The organism is Caballeronia sp. DA-9 (assembly GCF_051615025.1).
In the GTDB taxonomy this organism is placed as follows: domain Bacteria; phylum Pseudomonadota; class Gammaproteobacteria; order Burkholderiales; family Burkholderiaceae; genus Caballeronia; species Caballeronia sordidicola.
Map to the genome: position 1 here is coordinate 2403467 of NZ_CP195133.1, position 22750 is coordinate 2426216.

Annotated in this window: 24 protein-coding genes; 10 read left to right on the forward strand and 14 right to left on the reverse strand. The window is 59.3% G+C overall.

The annotated features are described in order from the left end of the window. The first annotated feature begins 24 nt into the window (after positions 1–24). Positions 25–699, forward strand: coding sequence for an energy-coupling factor ABC transporter permease (locus ACRWA7_RS27245; protein ID WP_060858539.1), 675 nt, complete (start codon positions 25–27; stop codon positions 697–699). A 105-nt stretch (positions 700–804) separates the two neighbouring features. Continuing rightward, positions 805–1413, forward strand: a complete 609-nt coding sequence (locus ACRWA7_RS27250; protein ID WP_060858538.1) for a BspC domain-containing protein — start codon at positions 805–807, stop codon at positions 1411–1413. 81 nt (positions 1414–1494) lie between these two features. On the opposite strand, the gene ACRWA7_RS27255 is transcribed toward ACRWA7_RS27250, so the two are convergent. Both ACRWA7_RS27255 and yaaA read right to left on the reverse strand, forming a co-directional pair. Continuing rightward, positions 1495–2682, reverse strand: a complete 1188-nt coding sequence (locus ACRWA7_RS27255; RefSeq protein WP_438393438.1) for a M14 family metallopeptidase — start codon at positions 2680–2682, stop codon at positions 1495–1497. 42 nt (positions 2683–2724) lie between these two features. Then, the gene (gene yaaA / locus ACRWA7_RS27260) at positions 2725–3504 is read right to left on the reverse strand and encodes a peroxide stress protein YaaA (protein WP_438393440.1); all 780 of its coding nucleotides are present in this window, start codon (positions 3502–3504) and stop codon (positions 2725–2727) included. A gap of 56 nt (positions 3505–3560) precedes the next feature. Here yaaA and ACRWA7_RS27265 point away from each other — a divergent pair, with 56 nt between their 5' ends. Both ACRWA7_RS27265 and ACRWA7_RS27270 read left to right on the forward strand, forming a co-directional pair. After that, positions 3561–4052, forward strand: coding sequence for a putative toxin-antitoxin system toxin component, PIN family (locus ACRWA7_RS27265; RefSeq protein ID WP_438393442.1), 492 nt, complete (start codon positions 3561–3563; stop codon positions 4050–4052). A gap of 53 nt (positions 4053–4105) precedes the next feature. Further along, complete coding sequence (locus ACRWA7_RS27270) at positions 4106–5287, forward strand: pyridoxal phosphate-dependent aminotransferase (RefSeq protein WP_438393444.1); 1182 nt, start codon at positions 4106–4108, stop codon at positions 5285–5287. A gap of 8 nt (positions 5288–5295) precedes the next feature. Here the strand turns inward: ACRWA7_RS27270 and ACRWA7_RS27275 are convergent, their stop codons facing one another. Continuing rightward, complete coding sequence (locus ACRWA7_RS27275) at positions 5296–5955, reverse strand: glutathione S-transferase family protein (protein WP_438393446.1); 660 nt, start codon at positions 5953–5955, stop codon at positions 5296–5298. A 118-nt stretch (positions 5956–6073) separates the two neighbouring features. On the opposite strand from ACRWA7_RS27275, the gene ACRWA7_RS27280 reads away from it, so the two are divergent. The 6 genes from ACRWA7_RS27280 (at position 6074) to ACRWA7_RS27305 (ending at position 12284) form a co-directional block, all read left to right on the forward strand. After that, a complete protein-coding gene (locus ACRWA7_RS27280) occupies positions 6074–7615 on the forward strand; it encodes a 3-hydroxyacyl-CoA dehydrogenase (protein ID WP_438393448.1) in 1542 nt (513 codons plus the stop codon). Then, on the forward strand, positions 7612–8400 hold the full coding sequence (locus ACRWA7_RS27285; protein WP_438393450.1) for an oxepin-CoA hydrolase, alternative type: 789 nt from the start codon (positions 7612–7614) through the stop codon (positions 8398–8400). Before ACRWA7_RS27280 ends, ACRWA7_RS27285 begins: the two co-directional genes overlap by 4 nt. Further along, positions 8397–9125, forward strand: coding sequence for a histidine phosphatase family protein (locus ACRWA7_RS27290; protein ID WP_438393451.1), 729 nt, complete (start codon positions 8397–8399; stop codon positions 9123–9125). The genes ACRWA7_RS27285 and ACRWA7_RS27290 overlap by 4 nt, the downstream gene beginning before the upstream one ends. 82 nt (positions 9126–9207) lie before the next feature. After that, positions 9208–10308 carry a phosphotransferase gene (locus ACRWA7_RS27295; RefSeq protein WP_438393453.1) on the forward strand — a complete coding sequence of 367 codons (1101 nt, stop codon included), beginning with the start codon at positions 9208–9210 and terminating at the stop codon, positions 10306–10308. Positions 10309–10333: 25 nt separating this feature from the next. Continuing rightward, a complete protein-coding gene (locus tag ACRWA7_RS27300; protein ID WP_438393455.1) occupies positions 10334–11548 on the forward strand; it encodes an acyl-CoA dehydrogenase family protein in 1215 nt (404 codons plus the stop codon). 43 nt (positions 11549–11591) lie between these two features. Beyond that, positions 11592–12284 (forward strand): glutathione binding-like protein, encoded by a 693-nt coding sequence (locus ACRWA7_RS27305; protein ID WP_438393456.1) that lies wholly within the window; start codon positions 11592–11594, stop codon positions 12282–12284. A 17-nt stretch (positions 12285–12301) separates the two neighbouring features. Here ACRWA7_RS27305 and ACRWA7_RS27310 read toward each other — a convergent pair whose 3' ends face one another. From ACRWA7_RS27310 to nuoK, 11 genes are all read right to left on the reverse strand, one after another. Then, the gene (locus ACRWA7_RS27310; protein WP_438393458.1) at positions 12302–12754 is read right to left on the reverse strand and encodes a MaoC family dehydratase; all 453 of its coding nucleotides are present in this window, start codon (positions 12752–12754) and stop codon (positions 12302–12304) included. Then, positions 12751–13209: a MaoC family dehydratase gene (locus ACRWA7_RS27315; protein WP_438393460.1), complete on the reverse strand. Its 459-nt coding sequence runs from the start codon at positions 13207–13209 to the stop codon at positions 12751–12753. The genes ACRWA7_RS27310 and ACRWA7_RS27315 overlap by 4 nt, the downstream gene beginning before the upstream one ends. A gap of 31 nt (positions 13210–13240) precedes the next feature. Then, complete coding sequence (locus ACRWA7_RS27320; RefSeq protein ID WP_438393461.1) at positions 13241–14362, reverse strand: acyl-CoA dehydrogenase family protein; 1122 nt, start codon at positions 14360–14362, stop codon at positions 13241–13243. A 10-nt stretch (positions 14363–14372) separates the two neighbouring features. Continuing rightward, positions 14373–15569, reverse strand: a complete 1197-nt coding sequence (locus tag ACRWA7_RS27325) for an acyl-CoA dehydrogenase family protein (RefSeq protein WP_438393463.1) — start codon at positions 15567–15569, stop codon at positions 14373–14375. A gap of 69 nt (positions 15570–15638) precedes the next feature. Next, on the reverse strand, positions 15639–16118 hold the full coding sequence (locus ACRWA7_RS27330) for a DUF1178 family protein (RefSeq protein WP_438393464.1): 480 nt from the start codon (positions 16116–16118) through the stop codon (positions 15639–15641). Positions 16119–16329: 211 nt separating this feature from the next. Then, on the reverse strand, positions 16330–16956 hold the full coding sequence (locus tag ACRWA7_RS27335) for an NUDIX domain-containing protein (protein ID WP_438393466.1): 627 nt from the start codon (positions 16954–16956) through the stop codon (positions 16330–16332). A 72-nt stretch (positions 16957–17028) separates the two neighbouring features. After that, positions 17029–17325, reverse strand: coding sequence for a DUF2818 family protein (locus ACRWA7_RS27340; RefSeq protein ID WP_438393468.1), 297 nt, complete (start codon positions 17323–17325; stop codon positions 17029–17031). Then, on the reverse strand, positions 17325–18803 hold the full coding sequence (gene nuoN / locus ACRWA7_RS27345) for an NADH-quinone oxidoreductase subunit NuoN (protein ID WP_060858519.1): 1479 nt from the start codon (positions 18801–18803) through the stop codon (positions 17325–17327). Before nuoN ends, ACRWA7_RS27340 begins: the two co-directional genes overlap by 1 nt. Before the next feature lie 24 nt (positions 18804–18827). Continuing rightward, on the reverse strand, positions 18828–20318 hold the full coding sequence (locus ACRWA7_RS27350; RefSeq protein WP_060858518.1) for an NADH-quinone oxidoreductase subunit M: 1491 nt from the start codon (positions 20316–20318) through the stop codon (positions 18828–18830). A gap of 17 nt (positions 20319–20335) precedes the next feature. Further along, entirely contained in the window at positions 20336–22414 is a 2079-nt protein-coding gene (nuoL, locus tag ACRWA7_RS27355; RefSeq protein ID WP_438393469.1) for an NADH-quinone oxidoreductase subunit L, read from the reverse strand. A gap of 17 nt (positions 22415–22431) precedes the next feature. Next, a complete protein-coding gene (gene nuoK, locus ACRWA7_RS27360; protein WP_031360677.1) occupies positions 22432–22737 on the reverse strand; it encodes an NADH-quinone oxidoreductase subunit NuoK in 306 nt (101 codons plus the stop codon). Positions 22738–22750 lie beyond the last annotated feature (13 nt).

The window sequence follows — 22750 nt, forward strand, 5'->3', positions numbered from 1 at the left end:
GCGCAAACGAGTAATATGAGATTTATGGGTTTCTTCTACACACCTCTTCCGCTGTGGCTTGCTATAGGTGGCTGGATAGTCACTGCGGGTGTGCTCGCGCTTGGCATTTGGAAGAATCCCTTTCGCCGGTTGCAGGACGGAACGCTTCAGCATGTTTGGCTCGGCATAGTCGTGGCGGTTACGGTGCTATGGGCTTGCAATACATGGTTCGAAGATGGGCCCGCCATTCATCTCCTTGGCGCGACCCTCATGGTCACGCTATTCGACTGGCAGCTCGCCATGGCTGGTATGGCTGTAGCAACGGGGTTGGCGGCCGTCGTGCTCGACGCTGCGTGGCCGGGCATACCGGTGACATTCCTTTTGTTCGGCGCATTGCCGGTCGCCGTGTCCTCGTTGATGCAAAAAGCCATTCAGGCGTGGATTCCCCGAAGCTTGTTTGTCTTTATCCTTGGCCATGGTTTTCTGACATCGGCCGTTGCGGTCGCAGCAGCGTGCGCCTCCGGTTTGCTGCTTCAAATCATTCTCGCCGACGGACGGCTGTTCATACCAGCGGGCTTTACGCTTGCCGCAACCCTGCTCGTTGCCGGCGAGGCGCTCTTCACCGGCCTCTTCACCATTCTCATCACCGTTTATCGGCCCGCCTGGATAACAACTTTCGATGTGCGGCGCTATCGGCTGGATCGTGGGCCACGAGTCTGAATGCTGTCTGGTCTAGGCGGTCAGCTAAAGAATTTAATATAAGATGGAACTCCTGTTCACTGTCAGGCCTCTTACGTGCCTGATGTCTCTTTAGTGCCCAACCCGATGGATAGTATTCAAGTACCGCGTCGACTGCTTCGGTTGGTCGGCCGGGTGGTAGCGATTGCATCCGTGGCGACAATTGCGTCAGCCCTCTGCAGCGCCGCCGCGTTTGCCGATACGCTCGACGAACGCAATGAGCTCGTCAATCACTTCGTGACCGATTTCAACGCCAATCCCCTGATGGCGGACTGCGCCGCGCACGGCAGCTTTGTCGCGAGCACGTCGACGGCATTTGACCGCGTCGAGTTTCCAGCCAGTTCTTTCGATGCCGCGCATGGCAGCATTGTCCCGTGGAACGACTCATTCGATGATCACAAGCAACGCATCAAGGTCGATAACGTCGTGACCGTCGAAGGACTTGGCGTGAAGGACGGCGACAGCTCCCCTTCAACGCTCAGGTTCCGGTGCGGTTATGTCGGAAGTCAAATGCTTGCGTTTGGCTGGAATGATCCCGTGCCGGCCGCCCGACCGCGCGCCGAACCAGGGTCGAGCCATGGCGCTCGCGGCAAGCATAGGGTCGTCAAAGGCAAGGGCAAGGCTGCGAGCGGCAAAGCACCGACGTCGACATCGAAGAAATCGTCTTCGGCCAAGTCGGCCAAGAAAAAACACTGACGGCGGGCTAAAACGAAGAAGGGCGAGATCCGCTATAAGCGATTTCGCCCTTTGGCGCTGCGCAAAGCCGGCCCGTTCGTATCAGAACGCCTGCAAATGCCGCAAGATTGCCTGCAACATGGCGGCGCCAAGCGCGGCACTTCGCTCCCCATTCCAGCCCACGCGCTCATCTGGAAGATTCGCATTGTCCTTGAACGGCATTTCGAGCGTCAGGGACAAACACCCGAATTCATTGCCAACATACTTCGACGCCAGCTTCAACGCATCCGTCTGGTATTTGCTCGCTTCGTAACCGTACACATCCTGGAAGTCGGGACTTGCCTGCTTGAAACATTCGATAAACGCCTTCTGCTCCCTCGCCTGCCGTTCCGTGAAGCCGGGCAACATCTCGGAACCCGCCACGAAGATATAGGGCAGCGCTTCGTCGCCGTGGATATCGAAGAACAGATCGCAGCCGATCGCGTGCATGGCGTTGCGTACCACCAGCACTTCGGGGCTTCGTGCGGCGTCCGGCTCCATCCATTCACGATTCAGGTTGGCGCCCGCCGCGTTCGTACGTAGATTGCCGAGGGCACTGCCATCGGGATTCATGTTGGGCACAATGTGAAAAACGGCGTGATCGAAGACGAGGCGCGCCACCGGGTCGCCCGCCCAGTCGCCCCACCCCGCCAGCCGTTTGATCAAACCCTCCACGAACCATTCGGCCATGGTTTCGCCCGGATGCTGACGCGCGATGATCCAGACGTTTTTCTTGGGCTTGGCCGCTTCATCAACATCTGCTTGCGTTTCGTCTTCAGCCTCGTCCTCAAGCAGGCCCAGTGTCAGGAGCGACATCGGGCGGCCTTGCACAGTACGGCCGATTTCAGTCAGCGTCGCGTGCGGCATCTGCTGCACGGCGCCGATAAAACCCGCGTGCCGCTCTTCGCTGTACGGTTCGAAATAGGCGTAATAGATGGCGTCGAAATCCGGCGTGTGCTCAATGGTCATCACCCGGCCGTCGTAGCGCGTCGGCACGCGGAACCAGTTGATCCTGTCGTAGCTCGCGACCGCTCGATAATCGCGCCAGCCTTCGGCGAATGCGCAGTCCGCGGCGTTTTCGAAAGTCATCGTGAGCGCTACGTCGCGCACGTTGCCCATGCAGAAATAGAACCACTGCGCGAAATCGGCGTGACTGTCCGGGCGGATGCGCAGGCGGATATCGGCGGGATTATCGGCGGAAACGACGTCAATCGCACCCGCATCGAATTGACTCGTGATTGAGATGCTCATGACGCTTCCTTGATTAATCCGATTAGATGGCGGCGGCCAACTTCAGGCGCCAATCCGCCGTCTAAACACATAACTCGTTTCGTTCGATGCCTTTTTATCGAAGGCATACCCTTCGCTGTCAAAATCCTTCAGGCCTTCCGGTTCATCGATTCTATGCTGCACCGCGAAGCGCGCCATCAGCCCGCGCGCCCGTTTTGCGTGAAAGCTGATGATCTTGTACTGGCCGTTCTTCCAGTCCTGGAATACGGGCGTAACAACCGGCGCGTCAAGACGCTTTGGCTGGACCGACTTGAAATATTCATTGGATGCGCAATTGACCAGCACCTTCGCGCCGCGCTGCTTCTTCATTTGCGCGTTGAGCGCGGCGGTAATGCGCTCGCCCCAGAAAGCGTAGAGATCCTTGCCGCGCGCGTTGGCGAACTTCGTGCCCATTTCCAGCCGATACGGCTGCAACAGATCGAGTGGCCGCAGCAACCCGTACAAGCCGGACAACACGCGCACATGATTCTGGGCGTAGTCCAGATCGGCTGCATGAAGCGATCTGGCGTCGAACCCTTCGTAGACATCGCCATTGAACGCAAGCACGGCCTGCTTCGAATTCTCAGCGTCGAACGTCGGCGACCAGTCGGCGTAACGTTGGAAATTGAGTCGCGCGAGCGGATCCGAGATATGCATGAGACTGCCGATTTCCTGTGGCGAGAGCTTGCGCAGCGCGTCGATGAGTTCGGCGCAATCCGCGGCGAATTCGGGTAGCGTGTGCTTCGTGACGTGAGGCGGGGTTTCGTAGTCGAGCGATTTAGCCGGCGAGAGAGCGATTATCATAGGGGCTCGCCGGCTTGCTTGCCAACGATGAAGACGGAAACCCTCGATTGTATCGAATGAAAAAATCCCCCGCGTGGCGCGCTGTGCTCGATTCCAATGTGTGGATCGACATTCTCGTATTCGATGACCCCAATACCCGTCCAATCCGCGCCGCGCTGGAAACCGGCACGCTGGAAGCGTTGATCGATGCGCGGTGCCTCAAGGAACTGACCTATGTGCTGGATTATCCGCAGTTCGTCCGCTTCGCCGTGAACAAGGCAAATGCGCTTGAGACCGTCGCGCGGCTTTCGAACCTGGTGGAACCGGAACCGCTGCCTGAAGACACGCCGCCCTTGCCGAAATGCAAGGACCGCGACGACCAGAAGTTTCTTGAGCTGGCGCACGCCGGCCGGGCGGACTGGCTGGTATCGAAGGACCGGGCGTTGCTGAAGCTGGCGAAACGCACGGCGCGGGATTTCGGGTTTCAAATCGCCCAGCCGGCGCCGTTCGTCACACGCTTTCAGGCGCGGATCGAGACCAATGCGGAAACGAACGCAATCGATATTTAAAATCGACGTTTAAAATAGCAGGCATTCTTCCAGCGCAGCCGATCGAACCCACCATGAACGCCTCGCACGACCTTCCGCATTCAGCCACTGTCCCTGCCATTGCCTCGCGTTTGCCGCACGTGGGCACGACGATCTTCACGGTCATGAGCGCGCTCGCGACACAAAAAGGCGCGGTCAATCTCGGCCAGGGTTTTCCGGATTTTGCGTGCGATCCGCGCATTGTGGATGCGGTGGCCAACGCCATGCGCGACGGTCACAACCAGTACCCGCCAATGGCTGGCGCCGCGCCGCTGCGCCACGCGATCAGCGAAAAGATCGAGCGGCTGTACGGACGTCAATACGATGCCGAGCGCGAAATCACGGTCACGGCCGGCGCAACGCAGGCAATCCTCACAGCAATCCTGTGCTGCGTGCATCCGGGCGATGAAGTCGTCGTGATCGAACCAATGTACGACTGCTACGTCCCGGCAATTGAACTGGCGGGCGGAAAACCCGTGTTTGTATCGCTGGAAGCACCCGACTATGCGCTGCCCTTCGACAAGATCGCCGCCGCAATCACGCCAAAAACGCGCCTTCTGATCATCAACACGCCGCATAACCCGACCGGCCGCGTCTGGCGCACCGCCGACATGCAAAAGCTCGACGAGATCATGCGCGGCACCAACGTGCTGATTCTCTCCGACGAAGTCTATGAACACATGGTCTTCGACGGCGCGCCGCACGAGAGCGTCTCGCGTTACCCGGACCTGGCCGCGCGCAGCCTCGTGGTATCGAGTTTCGGAAAGACGTTTCACGTGACGGGCTGGAAAGTGGGCTACGTCGCCGCACCCGCCGCGCTCACGGCCGAATTCCGCAAGGTGCATCAATTCAACGTGTTCACTGTGAATACGCCGATGCAAGCCGGCATTGCCGAGTACTTGAAAGACCCTTCGCCGTATCTCGACTTGCCCGCCTTCTACCAGCAAAAACGCGACTTTTTCCGCGCGGGCCTCGCGAATTCGCGCTTCAAGTTGCTGCCGTGCGACGGCACGTATTTCCAGTGCGTAGACTATTCGGCCATCAGCGACCTGCCCGAAGCCGAATTCTCGAAATGGCTCACGAGCGAGATTGGCGTGGCGGCAATTCCGGTGTCGGCCTTCTATCACGAGAGCCACGAATCGGGTGTCGTGCGCTTTTGCTTCGCGAAAAAGGAAGAGACGCTGCGCACCGCACTTGAGCGTCTCGCCAGCCTCTGAGCGAAGTCCTAGATCTTCGGCAGTTCTTTCTTCTGCGCGTCCATGAACGCCAGCCGGTCGGCCGTCACTTTCTGCGCGGCTGGCCGTTCCCCGACGCGCTTGTTGTGCGCCTTCCAGTCAATACCCGCCTCCAGCAGGAAATCCGTGCCATAAACCGCTTTGGTCGCGAGGCCGACCAGCGGCAAATGCACGAACGCGCTGACATCGGCGATACTGAAGGCCGTGCCGAGCGCATACGGATCGAATTTCGCAATCCGCTTGAATCCCGCAATGCCGTGACGGAGCTTTTTTTCAGCGCGCGTCTTCGTGTACTCGGTTACGGTTCCACCGAAAAACGCCTGCTTATACAGATCGCGCGCGACGAGTTCCAGATGCAACTCGATGAACGCAATCATCTCGCGCTCTTTCGCGGCCGCGAAGGGATCGACGGAAAAGATCGGTTTGTCCGGATAAGCGCTCGCCAGATATTCGACGATCACCTGCGACTCGCACAGCGACCCCGCCTCGGTCTCGATGTACGGAACCTTGCCAAGCGGCGATCGCGCGAGCGTGGCTTCGTCCTGACCGAAATTGGCGCGCACCTCTTCGAATGCAATGCCGTGTTCGAGCAGCACAAACTTCACCTTGTTCACATAATTGGACAGCGCAAAACCATACAGCTTGAGCATCACCAGTCTCCAGAACGTCTTCGTTTTTTAAGTAATACAGGCAACGGACGGCCTTTTGGGGCCATCTCACTAACAGCACGACCGTGCTAATCTAGCAAAATAAGGAGTGAGACACACCATGAGTTTTCGCGACACAGAGATTCGGACCTTGGGCGTGGTCGGCAGCGGCGCAATGGGACGCGGGATTGCGCAGATTGCGGCGCTCGGCGGCCTGACCGTGCGTCTTTACGACGCCAACAAGGAAGCCATCACGGCTGCTCGCGAGTATCTCGCCGATACCCTGACCAAACTCGCCGCAAAAGGCAAGCTCACCGAGGCGGACGCGCACGATGCGCTGGCGCGCGTTCATGCAGCGGACGCGACAAGCGATCTGGCCGATTGCGACGTGGTCATCGAAGCGATTGTCGAGAAGCTCGACGTGAAGCGCGCGTTGTTCCGCGAGCTGGAAGAGGTTGTGCGCGATGATTGCATCCTGGCGTCGAACACGTCGTCGCTTTCCATTACTGCGATCGCCGCGGGCTGCAAACGGCCGGAGCGCGTGGTTGGACTGCACTTTTTCAATCCCGTGCCGCTGATGAAAGTGGTCGAGGTAATCGACGGCCTGCGCGGGGATCCCGCAGCCGGCGATGCGCTCATGGCGCTCGGCCGCCAGATGGGCCACACGCCGGTGCGCGCGAAGGATATGCCGGGATTCATCGTGAATCACGCCGGACGCGGCATGAATACCGAAGGCCTGCGGATCGCCGGCGAAGGCGTGGCGAGTTTCGCGGATATCGACCGGATCATGCGGGAGCAGGCCGGCTTCCGGCTCGGCCCGTTCGAGTTGCTCGACCTGACCGCGCTCGACGTGTCGCATCCGGTAATGGAATCGATCTATCACCAGTTTTATGAAGAGCCGAGATTCACGCCGTCGCCGATCACCGGCACGCGGCTCGCTGGCGGATTGATCGGGCGCAAGGCTGGCGAAGGTTTTTATCGGTATGTCGATGGGAAACAGCAAACGCCCGCTGAAGCGCCTGCGCCGGCTGCGCTGCCGCGTCGCGTCTGGGTGAGCCGGGCGTCCGCCCACGCGCGCGAGGAAGTGTTCAGGCTGATCGCGAAAATGGAAGCGAATGTCACCATCGATACCGGCGGCACACCGGCACTGGATTCGCTGATCGTCGTCACGCCGCTCGGGCACGATGCCACCACGGCGTGCGTCGCGGAAAAGCTGGATGCGTCGCGCACGGTTGCCATCGACACGCTGTTCCCGCTCGCCGCTACCGCCCGCCGCACCATCATGACAACGCCCGCGACCACGGCTGAATTCCGCGACGCCGCGCACGCCCTGTTCGCGTTCGATGGCGTTCCCGTCACCGTGATCCGCGATTCCACCGGTTTTGTCGCGCAACGCGTGGTGGCGACCATCGTGAACATTGGTTGCGATATTGCGCAGCAACGCATTGCCACGCCCGCCGATATCGATCTCGCCGTCACGCTCGGGCTGGGTTATCCGCGCGGCCCGCTCGCGCTCGGCGACGCGCTCGGCGCAAGCACCATCCTCACGATCCTGCGCAATATTCAAGGCGTGCTCGGTGATCCGCGATATCGTCCGTCGCCGTGGCTCGCACGTCGCGCGCAACTCGGCCTGTCGCTCACTTTCGACGAGGCCGCGCAATGAGCGCCGAACTGCTCTCCGCCCGGCCGGCCGAAAGCGACACCACGCTCGTCCTGAAGTTGTCCAATCCCGGCGCGCGCAACGCGTTGCATCCGGACATGTACGCCGCCGGAATCGAGGCGATGAACACGGCCGAGCGCGACACCTCGGTGCGTGCAATCGTGCTGACCGGCGCCGATAATTTCTTTTGTGCCGGCGGCAACCTGAACCGCTTGCTCGAGAACCGCGCGGAGGATCGGTCGGTGCAGGCGGCGAGCATCGACATACTGGGCGAATGGATCGTGGCGCTGAGGTCATCCACGAAACCGGTGATCGCGGCCGTTGAAGGCGCAGCGGCAGGCGCTGGATTCTCGCTGGCGCTCGCGTGCGACCTGCTCGTTGCCGCCGATGACGCGAAGTTCGTGATGTCATATTCGCGCGTGGGCCTCACGCCCGACGGCGGCGGCTCGTGGTTCCTGACCCGCGCCCTGCCGCGCGCGCTCGCTACCGAAATCCTGCTGGAAGCAAAGCCGATCGGCGCCACGCGCCTGTATGAAACCGGCGTGGTCAATCGGGTAACGAAGCCGGGCGCGGCGCTCGATACCGCCATCGCCTGGGCCGACGAACTCGGCCGCATGGCGCCCAAGGCGTTGGCGCAGATCAAGGCGCTGATCGCATCGGCCGAAACACAGACGCTCGCGGAACAGCTCGACGCCGAGCGCGATAGTTTCGTCGATGCCCTGCATAACGGCAACGCGCTCGAAGGCATCAACGCGTTCCTCGAAAAGCGCCCGCCAATCTACAAATGACGACTCCCGCATACGCACTTCCCAAGCGCCGCCGCATCTTCCTCATGCGTCATGGCGACGTCACGTACTTCGACGCAACGGGCCGCGCCATCGATCCCGTGAAGGTGCCGCTGAACGAACGCGGCCGTGACGAAGCGACCGCTGCCGGACGCGAGTTCAAGGCGCAGCAGATTCGCTTCGACAAAGTCATTGCGAGCGGTTTGCCCAGGACGCTTGAAACGGCACAGCGCGTGCTGGCTGAGACGGGTCAGCAAATCGATATCGATGTATGGCCAGAGTGGAAAGAGATTCGCGGTGGCCGGCTGAGCAATCTGCCGCCGAAAGATTTCGAGCGCGCGTTTCTCAGCGTGTTCGATGGCATCGTGCCTGAGACAACGGCGTTTCTGGGCGGTGAAACCATCGGCGAATTGCTGGATCGCGTGTTGCCGCCGCTGCAACGCCTGCGCGACGACACCACCTGGGATACGGCGTTGCTCGTACTGCATGGTGGCGTCAACCGAGCGTTGTTGTCGCATGCAATCACGGGCGGCGAGCGCATGTTCTTCGGGCATTTATCGCAGACAACAGGTTGCATCAATGCGCTCGATGTCGGTGACAAACCCGGCGACTGGGTCATTCGCGCGCTGAATCATTCACCGCCCTCACCGCTTCACGCGAGCGTGCGCAACACCACCATGGAATTGCTCTACGAACAGTTTGTGCGCTTTACGTCGGTATTGAAGTAATCAGGCTCGCGGCGAAAACAGCGCTTTCAGGCGCGACGCTGCTTTTGAACAAGCTCAGGAACGCAATCCGGAGGAGACAACAATGGCGTCAAACGACCTGCCCTTGCCTGAACCGCAGGATTTCTCGGCGTTCGAAGGAACGCGTGCCGTCAACGCGCGGCAACAATTCGACCTCGGCGCATTATCCGCGTGGCTGGAAACACATGTCGATGGCTTCGCAGGACCTGTTCGCATCGAACAGTTTGCCGGCGGACAGTCGAATCCCACGTTCAAGCTGATCACGCCCGCGCGCAGTTACGTCATGCGCTCGAAGCCGGGGCCGGCGGCGAAGCTGTTGCCATCGGCGCATGCGATCGATCGGGAATATCGCGTGATGCAAGCGCTCGCGGACACGGATGTTCCCGTCGCGAAGATGCTCGCGCTGTGCGACGACGAAAGCGTGATCGGCCGCGCGTTCTACGTGATGGAGTTCATGGAAGGCCGCGTGCTATGGGATCAGGCGCTGCCCGGCACGACGCCCGCTGAACGCGGCGCCATTTACGACGAAATGAATCGCGTGATCGCCGCGCTGCATTGCGTGGATATCGTGCAAACCGGTCTCGAAACCTACGGCAAGCCTGGCAACTATTTCGAGCGTCAGATTGGCCGATGGAGCAAGCAATACGTTGCATCGGAAACCGAATCCATCGAAGCCATGAACAAGCTGATCGAATGGCTGCCGAAGCATATTCCGCGCGGCGGCGAAAGCGTATCGGTGGTTCACGGTGACTTCCGGCTCGACAACCTGATCTTCCATCCGACCGAACCGCGCGTGCTCGCCGTGCTCGACTGGGAGCTTTCCACGCTCGGCGATCCGCTTGCCGACTTCGCTTACCACTGCATGGCATGGCATGTCGATCCGGCGCAGTTTCGCGGTATTGGCGGGCTTGATTGGGCAGCGCTCGGCATTCCCGATGAGCAAGCCTACGTCGCGCGATATCTGGAACGCACCGGCCTGCAGATCCAGGGCGACTGGAATTTCTACCTTGCGTACAACATGTTCCGTATTGCCGCGATCCTGCAGGGAATCATGAAGCGCGTGAGCGACGGCACGGCGGCAAGCGCACAAGCCGTCGATGCAGGCAAACGCGCCAAGCCAATGGCCGAACTCGCGTGGTCGTACGCGCAGAAAGTGACCGGGTAAGTCCCATCGGGAAACAGGAGACGACATGAATTTCGACTACACGCCGAAAGTGCAGGAATTGCGCCACAAGCTGACCGCCTTCTTCGATGAACACATCTATCCGAACGAACGCGCGTTCAATCAGGAGATCGCCGCGAACCGCGCAAAGGGTGACGCATGGATTCCACTTGCGCTCATCGAGACGCTGAAGCAAAACGCGCGCGACGCGGGTTTGTGGAATCTGTTCCTCCCCGAATCGGAGCGTGGCGCGGGTTTGAGCAATCTGGAATACGCGCCGCTTTGCGAAATCATGGGCCGCGTGCCATGGGCGCCCGAAGTCTTCAATTGCGGCGCGCCCGACACGGGCAACATGGAAACCATCGAACGTTATGGCAGCGACCAGCAAAAGCAGCAATGGCTCGAACCGCTGCTGCAAGGCGAAATCCGCTCGGCATTCCTGATGACAGAGCCAGACGTGGCTTCGTCGGATGCAACGAATATTCAGTGCAGCATTGTTCGCGATGGCGACAGTTACGTGATCAACGGCCACAAGTGGTGGTCGTCGGGCGCGGGCGATCCGCGATGCAAGGTGTATATCGTGATGGGCAAGACCGATCCCGACGCACCCAAGCACCAGCAACAATCGATGATCCTCGTTCCCGCAGATTCATCGGGCATTACGGTGCACCGGCCGCTTTCGGTGTTCGGCTACGACGACGCGCCGCACGGCCACATGGATATCACGCTCGAGAACGTGCGCGTGCCGGTATCGAATGTATTGCTCGGCGAAGGACGCGGCTTCGAAATCGCGCAAGGGCGCCTTGGGCCGGGACGCATTCACCACTGCATGCGCCTGATCGGTTTGGCCGAGCGCGCACTGGAACTCATGTGCAGGCGGACGTCGCAACGCGTTGCTTTCGGCAAGCCGATAGCCGCGCACGGCGTGACGCAGGAGCGCATTGCCGAGGCGCGGATCATGATAGAGCAGGCGCGCCTGTTGACGCTGAAAGCCGCGTACATGATGGACACGGTCGGCAACAAAGGCGCACGCGGCGAGATTGCGATGATCAAGGTCGTCGCGCCGAACATTGCGTGCGAGGTCATTGATTGGGCGATTCAGGCGCATGGCGCCGCAGGTGTGTCGGACGACTTTCCGCTCGCCTACGCCTATGCGCATGCACGAACGCTGAGGCTCGCCGATGGGCCCGACGAAGTGCATCGGAATGCGATTGCCAAGCTTGAGCTCGCGCGGTACGCGTAACACGCACAACACGCATAAGTGCCCATCCACACCCGGAGCAAAAATGATCGACGTCTATAGCTGGGCCACGCCGAACGGCCACAAGATTCATATCATGCTGGAAGAACTCGGGCTCAAATACGCCGTGCATCCCATCGATATTGGCGCTGGCGACCAGTTCACGCCCGACTTCCTCGCGATCAGCCCGAACAACAAGATCCCGGCGATCATTGACAGCGATGGTCCCGAAGGCAAGCCGCTCGCACTTTTTGAATCCGGCGCGATCCTGTTTTATCTCGCTGAAAAGACGGGCAAGTTCCTGCCGCTCGATCCAGTTGGCCGATACACCACCATGCAATGGCTGATGTTCCAGATGGGCGGTGTCGGGCCCATGCTCGGTCAGGCGCATCACTTCCGGATCTACGCGCCGGAGAAAATCGAATACGCGATCAATCGATATTCGAACGAAGCGAAGCGTTTGTATGGCGTGATGGACAAGCAGTTGGGCGTGACGAAGTATCTTGCGGGCAATGAATATTCAATCGCGGACATCGCCACGTTTCCGTGGACACGTTCGTGGAAGAATCAGGGCATCGAGCTAGATGAATTTCCCAACGTCAAACGATGGTTCGATGAAATTGCCGCGCGGCCCGCGGTGATTCGCGGGGTTGAAGTGCTGGCCGCGGCTCGCCGGGATCTGACCGGCGACAAGCAACGCGAAGTACTGTTTGGCGCGCAGCAGTATGCGAGGCGGTAGCGCCGAGCAACGCAACGTCAGAAATAATGCCGGGTAATAAACTCGGCAACACACACCGGTTTTTCAGCGCCTTCTTTTTGTACGGTGACGCGCCAGATCACCTGCACGCCGCCCTGCTCCACGTCGGTCACGGTCTCGGCGAAAAACCGGGCTCTCAACTTCGAGCCGACCAGAACCGGCGACATGAACCGCACCTTGTTCGTGCCGTAGTTCACCCCGAGTTTCTGTTGCAGCGGAACGCACTCCTCAAGCCATTTCGGAACCAGCGCCAACGTCAAAAACCCGTGCGCGATCGGACCGCCAAACGGCGACTCTTTCTTCGCCCGTTCTGCGTCGACGTGAATCCATTGATGATCGTCAGTGGCATCGGCGAATCGGTTCACGCGAGGCTGGTCAATTTCAAGCCAATCGCTCACGTATTCCTCGCCGCCTTGCGCCGCTTTCATATCCGCTGCGGAGGCGAGCGTCATTGCGTGTTTTCCGGATGACGAAGCCCGAATATCGCCGATGAATCCACCGTCAATACCAGTTCGCCATTCTGGTTATAGGCCTCCCAGCGCGTACCAACAATCCCGCGATCCGGCTTGCTCGCCGATACCCGCTTGCTCAGTACCCGCACCGTCAACCGCACGCTGTCATTCACGCGAACGGGTTTGAGCCAGCGGATGTTATCGAGGCCGGGAGAACCCATTGACGTTGAATCGGCCAGCATATCGCGTACGAGAATGCCCATCATCGCGGAACAGGTGTTCCATCCGCTCGCGACCAAACCTCCGAATGGAGACGCTTCGCCGCCTGCTTCGCTCAAATGAAAAGGCTGCGGATCATAACGCCCGGCAAATTCGATAATCTCTTCTTTCGAAAACGTATGGCTGCTGAGTTCGGCCACGTCCCCGACCTTGAAATCTTCATAGCTGAAAGTCATCTCGATTCTCCTTTCCTGATTCGGCGATCGTTTAAACGGTTGTGTCCGCAAATCCGGGAAGCGACGCAAACCGCTCCAGATGATGATCGACATCGCCCAATGTTGTTTCGATGATCGACAGGCGCTTGAACCAGTGCGCCGCCGCGACTTCATTCGTCACGCCCATGCCGCCGTGCAATTGCACGGCTTGTTGACCGACAAAACGCGCCGCCTGGCCAACGCGCGCTTTCGCGGCAGAGATTGCGCGACGGCGTTCATCGGCGTCGTTGCTCGAATAGCGCGCGGCCGCCAGATACGTGATCGAACGGGCCTGCTCGGCATGAATCAGCATCTCGACCATGCGATGCTGCAACGCCTGAAAACGTGCGATGGGCGTGCCGAACTGCTTGCGCTCCTTCGTGTATTCGACCGTCGCGTGATTTAGTGCATCGAGCACGCCTACCGCTTCGGCACAAAGCAGGAACGTGGCGTAGTCCGCGATACGTTCGAGCGTCGCCGCGCCGGTTTGCGCGCCGCCCAGACGCCTGGCCGGCGTGCCTGTGAATTTCAAGGTAGCGGCACGCTGACCGTCGATCGTCCGATACTCAGTGATCGTTACGTTAGCTGCATTGCGCTCGACGGCGAACAACGCAATCTCGCCATTCAGCCGCGCGGGCACGATCCATACGTCAGCCTGCGCGCCGTGCAGGACCAGCGACTTCTCGCCGCTCAACGTGATTTGATCGCCCTGAGCCTGAGCGGTGGATTCGATGGAGAACAGGTCGTAGCGCGCATGCGGCTCGTGAAACGCCACCGCAAGCTTGATCTCGCCCGCGGCCGCACGCTCCAGCCATGCCAGCGCGTCTTGATCACCCGCAAGCCGCAACGCCTCCATACCAACCACAGTCGCCCAATACGGCTCCACGACCAGCGCCCGCCCGAGTTCCTGCATGACGACCAGCATATCGACCGGACCGCCATCGAATCCGCCTTGTGCTTCGGGCGCGGGCAAAGCGGTCAGCCCCAACTCCGTGAACGCGGTACAGTGTTTTGCATCGACCCCTTCTTTCGATGCCACGATCTTCTGCCGTGCATCAAATGTATATTCGTTGTCGAGATAGCGGCGCAAGGCATCGCGGAACTGCTGCTGTTCGTCGGTGAAATTGAAGTCCATGTGCCGCTCCTCACAAGCCCAGAATCATCTGCGCGATGATGTTTTTTTGAATTTCGTTCGAACCGCCATAGATCGATGTCTTACGGAAGTTGAAGTAGTACGCGGCAAGCGGCGCGGCTGCGTCGTCACCGGCGAGGCTGTGCTCGCGTTCTCCTTCCAGATAAGCCGGATCGAATGCCGCAGCTTGCGGTCCGGCAGCTTCCACCATCAACTCGGTCAGCGCTTGCTGGACTTCAGTGCCCTTGATCTTCAACATCGATGCTTCCGGCCCCGGTCCGCGACCGTTCGCTTCGCTCGCGACCACGCGCTGCACGGTGACTTCGAGCGCCATGACCTCGATTTCGAGCGCGGCGATTTTTGCGGCGAACACGGGATCCTTGAGTAACGATCCACTGCCCTTCTTCTGGTCGGCGGCCAGTCGCTTGAGGAACACCAGTTCACGCTTCGATTGTCCGACGCGGGCAATGCCCGTGCGCTCATGGCCAAGCAAATACTTAGCGTAGGTCCAGCCGCGATTCTCGTCACCGACGAGATTTTCCAGCGGCACCTTCACATCCTCGAAGAACACTTCGTTGACTTCGTGATCTTCATCGAGCGTGATGATCGGGCGCACGGTAATACCCGGCGTTTTCATGTCGATAAGCAGGAACGAAATGCCTTCCTGCTTCTTCGCGCCGCTGTCCGTGCGCACGAGGCAGAACATCATGTCGGCGAATTGTCCGAGCGTGGTCCAGGTTTTCTGGCCGTTGACCACGTAGTGATCGCCCTGGCGTTCGGCGCGTGTTCTCAATGAGGCCAGGTCGGAGCCCGATCCCGGTTCGGAATATCCTTGGCACCACCAGTCGGTGCCATCGAGAATGCGTGGCAAATAATGGGCTTTTTGTGCGTCGCTGCCGTATTTCATGAGAACGGGCGCGACCATGGATACCCCGAACGGCAGCACGCCCGGCGCACCAATGCGCGCGCATTCCTCATCCCATATATGGCGCTGCGTCGCGTTCCAGCCGGGGCCGCCAAATTCCTTCGGCCATGCAACGACGGACCAGCCGCGCGTGCCAAGCAGCTTGTGCCAGCTCGCGTAATCGTCGCGGCTCAGACGTTTGTGATCGAGTACCTTGGACCGCAAGGCTTGCGGCAGATTGGCGTCGAGCCAGGCGCGGATGTCGGCGCGAAAAGCGTCGTCGGCGGGGGAATAATTCAGGTCCATACGCTCTCGTCTCCTGTCATGACCCGGGTCGGCCACGAGGAGACGCGCGTCAAGCCAACGTGCGTCAGCTTATTGCAGCGGCTCTTTCAGTGCGGCCGGCACGGGCAGCGGCATCACGTCGATGCCTTCTTCCATCAATGCGTGCGCATCTTCGGGCGTAGCAACGCCGCGAATGTTGCGCGCCGGCGCTTCGTCGTAATGCATGCGCCGCGCTTCTTCGGCAAATCGATCGCCCACGTTCTCGGTTTTCGCCAGGATCTCCCGCATGAAATGAAGCGCGCGGGCTTGCGCCTGCATGGCGTTTTCCGCCGGCTGCTGTGGCTGGGCCGCTTGCGCAACGCTCGTGCTGTCACTCGGCTGTTCGGTGCGCCCGGTGCGTGACGTCGACAAATTCAGCCGCGGCGCCGATGGCATGCGGCTTACTTCTATCGAAGAACACACCGGGCAAGCCACGAGCTTGCGCGACAACTGGGATTCGAACTCGTCGGCCGAAGCAAACCAGCCTTCGAACCGATGGTCGTGCGAACACTTCAAATCGAGAACCTTCATGCTAATCAGGGCTTGCCAGAAAGTTTAATCGCAAAAGCGCGTTTTGTGAACGGTCGTTCGTAAATTTGCGTCTGCGACTATTTGATGAATCGAGAAAACGAATGTTCGATTTTAGCCCGGCGGTAGGCGGCGCGCTTGGTGGCGTTGTTTTTGATGAAGCGCACAAACAAAACAGCGGCCCGCAGGCCGCTGTTTCTTCATTTCAAACCGATCATTCGCTGACCGGATCGCCGAGTTTCCACTCGCCGGACATCACCTTTTCAAGCCAGAAGCTGCCGATGATCGTCTTCACATCGCTGATCTGGCCGCTTCTGATCCACTCGAAAATCTGCGAGCGATCCGCAATGAAGGTCTCCAGAAACTCGCCTTCATCGAGCTTGTTCTCGCCCGCCGTCAAACCACGCGCAAGATACAAATCGATGAACTCGGTGGAATACGAAATCACCGGATGAATCCGCGTCAGGAAAAACCATTCGCGCGCCGTATAACCCGTTTCCTCATGCAACTCGCGCTTCGCACACGCCAGTTCGCTCTCGTTGGGATCGAGCTTGCCTGCCGGATACTCGAGCAGAACTTTACGAATCGGATACCGATACTGCCGCTCGAGCAGCACGCGGCCATCGTCGAAAAGAGGCAGGATCATCACTGCGCCCGGATGCTCGACAAACTCGCGCGTTGCGTGCTTGCCGTCGGGCAATTCGACCGTATCGAGTTTGAGCGTGAGGAACTTGCCTTGATGCAGCAGCTTGCTTTCGACCGTTTTCTCGATCAGGCCGGCGTCGGAATCGGGAAAAGAATCGGATAGATGCTTGGGGTCGAGTGAAGAACTGTCAGCCATCGTGCGCCTTGAAGAAAACGCGTCGGGCGGCAATAGCCAAACGCGTGGATCAAGCCGCGAAGGCCGTGGCCGTCAGCGGCGCTTGACGAGATATTGATAAGCGAAACCGGGAAACGCGAGCACGAGAAAGAGGCTGAACGTCACGGCGTAAAACTGCCAGCCCTGCTCGAAACGGTTTCCGGCGCGCGCTTCAAGCATAAAGCCGAGCGCGCCCACGACAAAATAAAGCACGATCAATTCCGCAATCCGGATCCACGCGCTTTTTTTCGCCCTCTTGATTGGCACGGCAGCGAAAATGCGTTGATTCGCGAACGGAAGGTTGGCGCCCACAAGCGCCAACAACACGATAAACCAGCCCGCAGCCGACATTACAACTGGAACGGCAAGGTATGCGTGATAGCGGTCAGGCAGGCCTTCATCAGCGGACCCGGAACAATCCCGAGCACCAGCACCGCAAGGCCGTTGAACGCGAGCAACGCACGCTTGAGGCTATCGGCGACGATAGGCGATGCATCCGTGGGTGCATCGAAATACATCAGCTTGACGATACGCAGGTAGTAGAACGCGCCCACCAGCGACGACAACACGGCAAGCACCGCAAGCCAGGTCAAGCCAGCGTTCATGGTGGCTTCGAGCACGGCGAGTTTGGCGTAGAACCCGACCATCGGCGGGATGCCGGCGAGCGAGAACATCATGATCATCATCACGAACGCAAACACCGGGCTGCGCTGGTTCAGGCCCTTGAAATCGTCGAGCGTTTCGGCTTCGAAATCCTTGCGCGCCAGCAGCATGATCACGCCAAAGGTGCCGAGCGTGGTGATCAGGTAGATGATGCTGTAGAACATGGCCGAGCTATATGCATCGGCCGCGCTGTCCGCCTTGCCCTCGACCACGCCCGCGAGCAAGCCGAGCAGCACGAAGCCCATGTTCGAGATTGCCGAGTACGCCAGCATCCGCTTGATGTTCTTTTGCACGATACCCGTGACGTTACCCACGATCAGCGACAACGCGGCGAGAATCACCAGCATTTCCTGCCAGTCCACAGCCAGCGGCAGCAGCGCCATCACCAGGAAACGCAGGCCCCAGGCGAACGCCGCGGCTTTCGGACCGCCGCCGGTGATCAATGTCATGGCGGTCGGCGCGCCTTGATAGACGTCGGGCACCCACATGTGGAACGGCACCGCGCCCATCTTGAACGCGATTCCCGCGACCACGAAGATCACGCCGAAGAGCAGCACGGCGTCGTTGATGCGGCCGGTTGCAATCGCCTTCGCCACTTCGTTGAGTTCAAGCGAGCCGGTTGCGCCATACAGCATCGAGATGCCGTATAGCAGGAAGCCCGAAGCCAGCGCGCCCAGAACATAGTACTTCATCGCGGATTCGTTGGCTTGCGGCGAGTCCTTGCGCAACGCGATCACCGCGTACAGCGACAACGACATCAGTTCCAGGCCCAGATACAACGTCAGGAAGTTGTTGCCCGAGATCATCACGCACTGGCCGAGCAGCGAAAACAGGCCGAGCAGGAAGAAGTCACCGCGGAACAGATCGCGGTCTTCAAGGTACTTGCGAGAATAGATGATCGATACCGCGAAGCCGAGCGTCACCACCGCTTTCATTGCGCTGGCGAACGGATCGACCACGTACATGCGCGTGAAGAAGTAATGCGGCGTGGGATCGAGTGCCTGGAAGGCGAACCACACGCCGACCACGATCGTCGATATGACAGAGATGAAATACGACGATTGACGGCTCTTCACGCCGAAGATGGTGTCGTTCAACCACACCACGACGACCATCAGCATCAGCAGTCCATCGGGTAACAGGGCACTCATTGGGGCGTTTTGCATGATCTTTTATTTCCTCCGCACGCGTTACTGGGCCAGCGGCAGTTTCGACTGCGCGACGTGGGAGAGGAGATTTTCCACAGATGCGTGCATCACATCGGTGAAAGGCTTCGGGTACAGGCCCATGTACAGCGTAAATACAGCAAGCACGGCCAGCATGAAGAACTCGCGCTTGTTGATGTCTTTCAGTTTCGCGACATGGTCGTTGGCCACCGCGCCGAAGTGCACGCGCTTGTACATCCAGAGCGTGTAGGCCGCGCCGAGAACCAGCGTGAACGTCGCGAGGAAACCGATCCAGAAGTTGAACTTTACAGCCGCCAGAATCACCATGAATTCACCGACGAACCCTGAAGTACCCGGCAAGCCGCAGTTGGCCATGGCGAACAGCATGGCAAACGCCGCGAACTTCGGCATGACGTTCACCACGCCGCCGTAGTCCGAGATCCGGCGCGAGTGCATGCGGTCATACAGCACGCCGATACACAGGAACATCGCGCCCGAGACAAAGCCGTGCGAGATCATCTGGATGATCGCGCCTTCCATGCCAAGCGTATTGAAGATGAAGAAACCGAGCGTGACGAAGCCCATGTGCGCAATCGACGAATACGCCACCAGCTTCTTCATGTCTTCCTGCACCAGCGCCACGAAACCGATGTAGATCACCGCAATCAGCGACAGCGTGATCACCACCGGCGCCAGGAAATGGCTTGCATCCGGCGCAATGGGCAGCGAGAAGCGAATGAAACCGTACGCGCCGAGCTTCAGCATGATCGCGGCCAGCACGACCGAGCCGCCCGTCGGCGCTTCTACGTGGGCGTCAGGCAACCACGTGTGGACCGGCCACATCGGCACCTTCACGGCAAACGCCATGAAGAACGCTATGAACAACAATATCTGCGGCGTGAAACCGATCTTCAATGCCTGCCACGTGGCGATATCGAACGTGTGCGTCTGTGTGTACAGGTACAACAACGCGATCAGCATGAGCAGCGAGCCCATCAGCGTGTACAGGAAGAACTTGAACGCTGCGTAGACGCGATTCGCCCCGCCCCACACGCCGATGATGATGTACATCGGGATCAGCGTGGCTTCGAAGAATACGTAGAACAACATGCCGTCGGCGGTCGAGAACACGCCGATCATGAGGCCCGACAGGATCAGGAACGCAGCCAGGTATTGCGACACGCGCACCGTGATGACTTCCCACGCCGAGATCACCGTAATCACGGTGATCAACGCGGTCAGGACCACAAACCACATTGAAAGACCGTCGACACCCAGGTGATACGAGATGTTGAAACGTTCGATCCAGCTTACGTTCTCTTCGAACTGCAGCGCAGCCGTTGAATTGTCGAAGCCCGTAATCAAGGGAATCGTGACGACCAGCCCGAGAATCGAGCCAATCAGCGCAAGCCAGCGCGCCGGTGCCGGATTGTTGTCGTTGCCTACCGCCAGTACAAGGATACCGACAATGATCGGTAACCAGATCGCGAGACTGAGAATTGGAAAAGAGTGCATAGATAGGTGTCCCCGCCTTATTTGCCGCCGAGCGTTACAAACAGGGTCAAGAGCCCCAACATGCCAATGATCATGGCGAACGCGTAGTGATAGATGTAACCGGATTGAAGGAAGCGAATCACACCGGCAAACCAGCCGACGAACTTCGCGAGACCGTTGACGATACCGTCGATAACGGCGACATCGCCCTCTTTCCAGAGTCCGCGGCCAATGGCGACCGCACCCTTTGCAAATACGACATCGTTGATCTTGTCGAGGTAGTACTTGTTATCGAGCAAGTTGTAGATCGGCAGGAAGCGTTGCTTGATCACGCCCGGCAGATCCGTCCGCTTGAGATACAGGAACCACGACACCACCACGCCCGCGAGCGCGAGCCATACCGGCAGACCCGCGACCGAATGAAGGCCCATTGCGAACCAGCCGTGGAATTCCTCGGCCATTTCGTGCAGCGCCGGATGGTTCTCGCCGATAAAAATTACGCGGTCGAACACAACGCCGTGAGCAAAGAAATCGCCGAACAACATGGGACCGATCGCCAGCGCGCCAATGATCACCGACGGAATCGCCAGCAGAATCAGCGGCACGGTAATCACCCAGGGCGTTTCATGCGGCACGTGCGGGCCATGACCATGTCCATGATCGTCGTGGCCGTGTGAATCATGATCATGCGAATCGTGCGCATGCGCTGCGGCTTCGATCGCCATCGGGCTTTCCGGATGCTTCGGACCGCGGAAACGCTCCTTTCCATGGAAAACCATGAAGTACATACGGAACGAATAAAGCGCGGTAACGAACACGCTTGCAACCACGGCGAAGTACGCGAAACCCGAACCCGGCAGATGCGATAGCTTCACCGCGTCGATAATCGAATCTTTTGAATAGAAGCCGGAGAAGAAAGGCGTACCGATCAATGCCAGCGAACCAAGCAGCGACGTGATCCACGTGATTGGCATGTATTTACGCAGGCCGCCCATGTTGCGCATGTCCTGGTCGTGATGCATGCCGATGATCACCGAACCCGCGCCAAGGAACAGCAGCGCCTTGAAGAACGCGTGCGTTGCAAGGTGGAACACCGCAACCGGATAAGCCGACACGCCAAGCGCGACCGTCATGTAGCCGAGCTGCGACAGCGTGGAATAAGCCACCACACGCTTGATGTCGTTCTGCACCACGCCAAGGAAGCCCATGAACAAGGCCGTGATCGCGCCGATCACCGTGACGAACGACAGCGCCGAATCCGACAGTTCGAACAGCGGCGACATGCGCGTGACCATGAAGATACCCGCCGTCACCATGGTCGCCGCGTGAATCAGTGCGGAAATCGGCGTCGGGCCTTCCATGGAATCGGGCAGCCACACGTGCAGCGGGAATTGCGCCGACTTACCCATCGCGCCAATGAACAGGCAGATACACGCGACCGTCAGCAGACCCCAGTCGGTACCGGGAAACGTCATGCCGGCCAGTTCCGTGCGATGCGCGAAGACATCGCCGTAATTCAGCGATCCCGCAAACGCTAGCAACAAGCCAATGCCAAGCAGGAAGCCAAAGTCGCCCACGCGGTTGACCAGGAACGCCTTCATGTTCGCGTAGATGGCTGTCGGACGCGTGAAGTAGAAACCGATCAGCAGATACGACACGAGACCCACCGCTTCCCAGCCAAAGAACAACTGCAGGAAGTTGTTGCTCATGACGAGCATCAGCATGGAGAACGTGAAGAGCGAGATGTACGAGAAGAAGCGCTCGTAGCCCGTTTCTTCGTCGGCCATGTAGCCGATCGTGTAGATGTGCACCATCAGCGAGACGAAGGTGACGATCACCATCATCATCGCGGTCAGCGAATCGACCAGGAAGCCGATCTCCATCTTGAGCGGGCCGACCGTCATCCATTCGTAGATGGTCGCGTTGAAGCTCGCGCCGTTCATGACGTCGAGGAAGACGAAACACGAAAGCACCAGCGAGATCGCCACACCGAGAATGGTGATGCTGTGCGAGCCGCGGCGGCCGATCTTCCAGCCGAACAGCCCCGCTATCAGCGAACCGGCAAGCGGCGCCAGCGGGATCGCAAGCAGAAGGTTTTCATTGAGTGTCGTGGACATATCTGTCTTGCCTGAAATTAACCTTTGAGCTGATCGAGATCTTCGACGTTGATCGTGTCGAGACTGCGGAACAACGTGACCAGAATGGCGAGACCGATGGCCGCCTCGGCTGCCGCGACGGTCAGCACGAAGAACACGAAAATCTGGCCGTGGATGTCGCCGAGATAGTGCGAGAACGCGACGAAGTTGGTATTCACCGCCAGCAGCATCAGTTCGATCGCCATCAGGATGATGATCACGTTACGCCGGTTCAGGAAAATGCCGACAATGCTGATCGCGAACAGGATCGCGCCGAGCACGAGGTAATGGGCAAGACTCAACATGATTGTTTTTCTC

Excerpts from the sequence above, each read along its gene's own strand:
- ACRWA7_RS27245 (WP_060858539.1), top strand. The coding sequence starts at position 25 with ATGGGTTTCTTCTACACACCTCTTCCGCTGTGGCTTGCTATAGGTGGC.
- ACRWA7_RS27250 (WP_060858538.1), top strand. The coding sequence starts at position 805 with ATGGATAGTATTCAAGTACCGCGTCGACTGCTTCGGTTGGTCGGCCGG.
- ACRWA7_RS27255 (WP_438393438.1), bottom strand. The coding sequence starts at position 2,682 with ATGAGCATCTCAATCACGAGTCAATTCGATGCGGGTGCGATTGACGTC.
- yaaA (WP_438393440.1), bottom strand. The coding sequence starts at position 3,504 with ATGATAATCGCTCTCTCGCCGGCTAAATCGCTCGACTACGAAACCCCG.
- ACRWA7_RS27265 (WP_438393442.1), top strand. The coding sequence starts at position 3,561 with ATGAAAAAATCCCCCGCGTGGCGCGCTGTGCTCGATTCCAATGTGTGG.
- ACRWA7_RS27270 (WP_438393444.1), top strand. The coding sequence starts at position 4,106 with ATGAACGCCTCGCACGACCTTCCGCATTCAGCCACTGTCCCTGCCATT.
- ACRWA7_RS27275 (WP_438393446.1), bottom strand. The coding sequence starts at position 5,955 with ATGCTCAAGCTGTATGGTTTTGCGCTGTCCAATTATGTGAACAAGGTG.
- ACRWA7_RS27280 (WP_438393448.1), top strand. The coding sequence starts at position 6,074 with ATGAGTTTTCGCGACACAGAGATTCGGACCTTGGGCGTGGTCGGCAGC.
- ACRWA7_RS27285 (WP_438393450.1), top strand. The coding sequence starts at position 7,612 with ATGAGCGCCGAACTGCTCTCCGCCCGGCCGGCCGAAAGCGACACCACG.
- ACRWA7_RS27290 (WP_438393451.1), top strand. The coding sequence starts at position 8,397 with ATGACGACTCCCGCATACGCACTTCCCAAGCGCCGCCGCATCTTCCTC.
- ACRWA7_RS27295 (WP_438393453.1), top strand. The coding sequence starts at position 9,208 with ATGGCGTCAAACGACCTGCCCTTGCCTGAACCGCAGGATTTCTCGGCG.
- ACRWA7_RS27300 (WP_438393455.1), top strand. The coding sequence starts at position 10,334 with ATGAATTTCGACTACACGCCGAAAGTGCAGGAATTGCGCCACAAGCTG.
- ACRWA7_RS27305 (WP_438393456.1), top strand. The coding sequence starts at position 11,592 with ATGATCGACGTCTATAGCTGGGCCACGCCGAACGGCCACAAGATTCAT.
- ACRWA7_RS27310 (WP_438393458.1), bottom strand. The coding sequence starts at position 12,754 with ATGACGCTCGCCTCCGCAGCGGATATGAAAGCGGCGCAAGGCGGCGAG.
- ACRWA7_RS27315 (WP_438393460.1), bottom strand. The coding sequence starts at position 13,209 with ATGACTTTCAGCTATGAAGATTTCAAGGTCGGGGACGTGGCCGAACTC.
- ACRWA7_RS27320 (WP_438393461.1), bottom strand. The coding sequence starts at position 14,362 with ATGGACTTCAATTTCACCGACGAACAGCAGCAGTTCCGCGATGCCTTG.
- ACRWA7_RS27325 (WP_438393463.1), bottom strand. The coding sequence starts at position 15,569 with ATGGACCTGAATTATTCCCCCGCCGACGACGCTTTTCGCGCCGACATC.
- ACRWA7_RS27330 (WP_438393464.1), bottom strand. The coding sequence starts at position 16,118 with ATGAAGGTTCTCGATTTGAAGTGTTCGCACGACCATCGGTTCGAAGGC.
- ACRWA7_RS27335 (WP_438393466.1), bottom strand. The coding sequence starts at position 16,956 with ATGGCTGACAGTTCTTCACTCGACCCCAAGCATCTATCCGATTCTTTT.
- ACRWA7_RS27340 (WP_438393468.1), bottom strand. The coding sequence starts at position 17,325 with ATGTCGGCTGCGGGCTGGTTTATCGTGTTGTTGGCGCTTGTGGGCGCC.
- nuoN (WP_060858519.1), bottom strand. The coding sequence starts at position 18,803 with ATGCAAAACGCCCCAATGAGTGCCCTGTTACCCGATGGACTGCTGATG.
- ACRWA7_RS27350 (WP_060858518.1), bottom strand. The coding sequence starts at position 20,318 with ATGCACTCTTTTCCAATTCTCAGTCTCGCGATCTGGTTACCGATCATT.
- nuoL (WP_438393469.1), bottom strand. The coding sequence starts at position 22,414 with ATGTCCACGACACTCAATGAAAACCTTCTGCTTGCGATCCCGCTGGCG.
- nuoK (WP_031360677.1), bottom strand. The coding sequence starts at position 22,737 with ATGTTGAGTCTTGCCCATTACCTCGTGCTCGGCGCGATCCTGTTCGCG.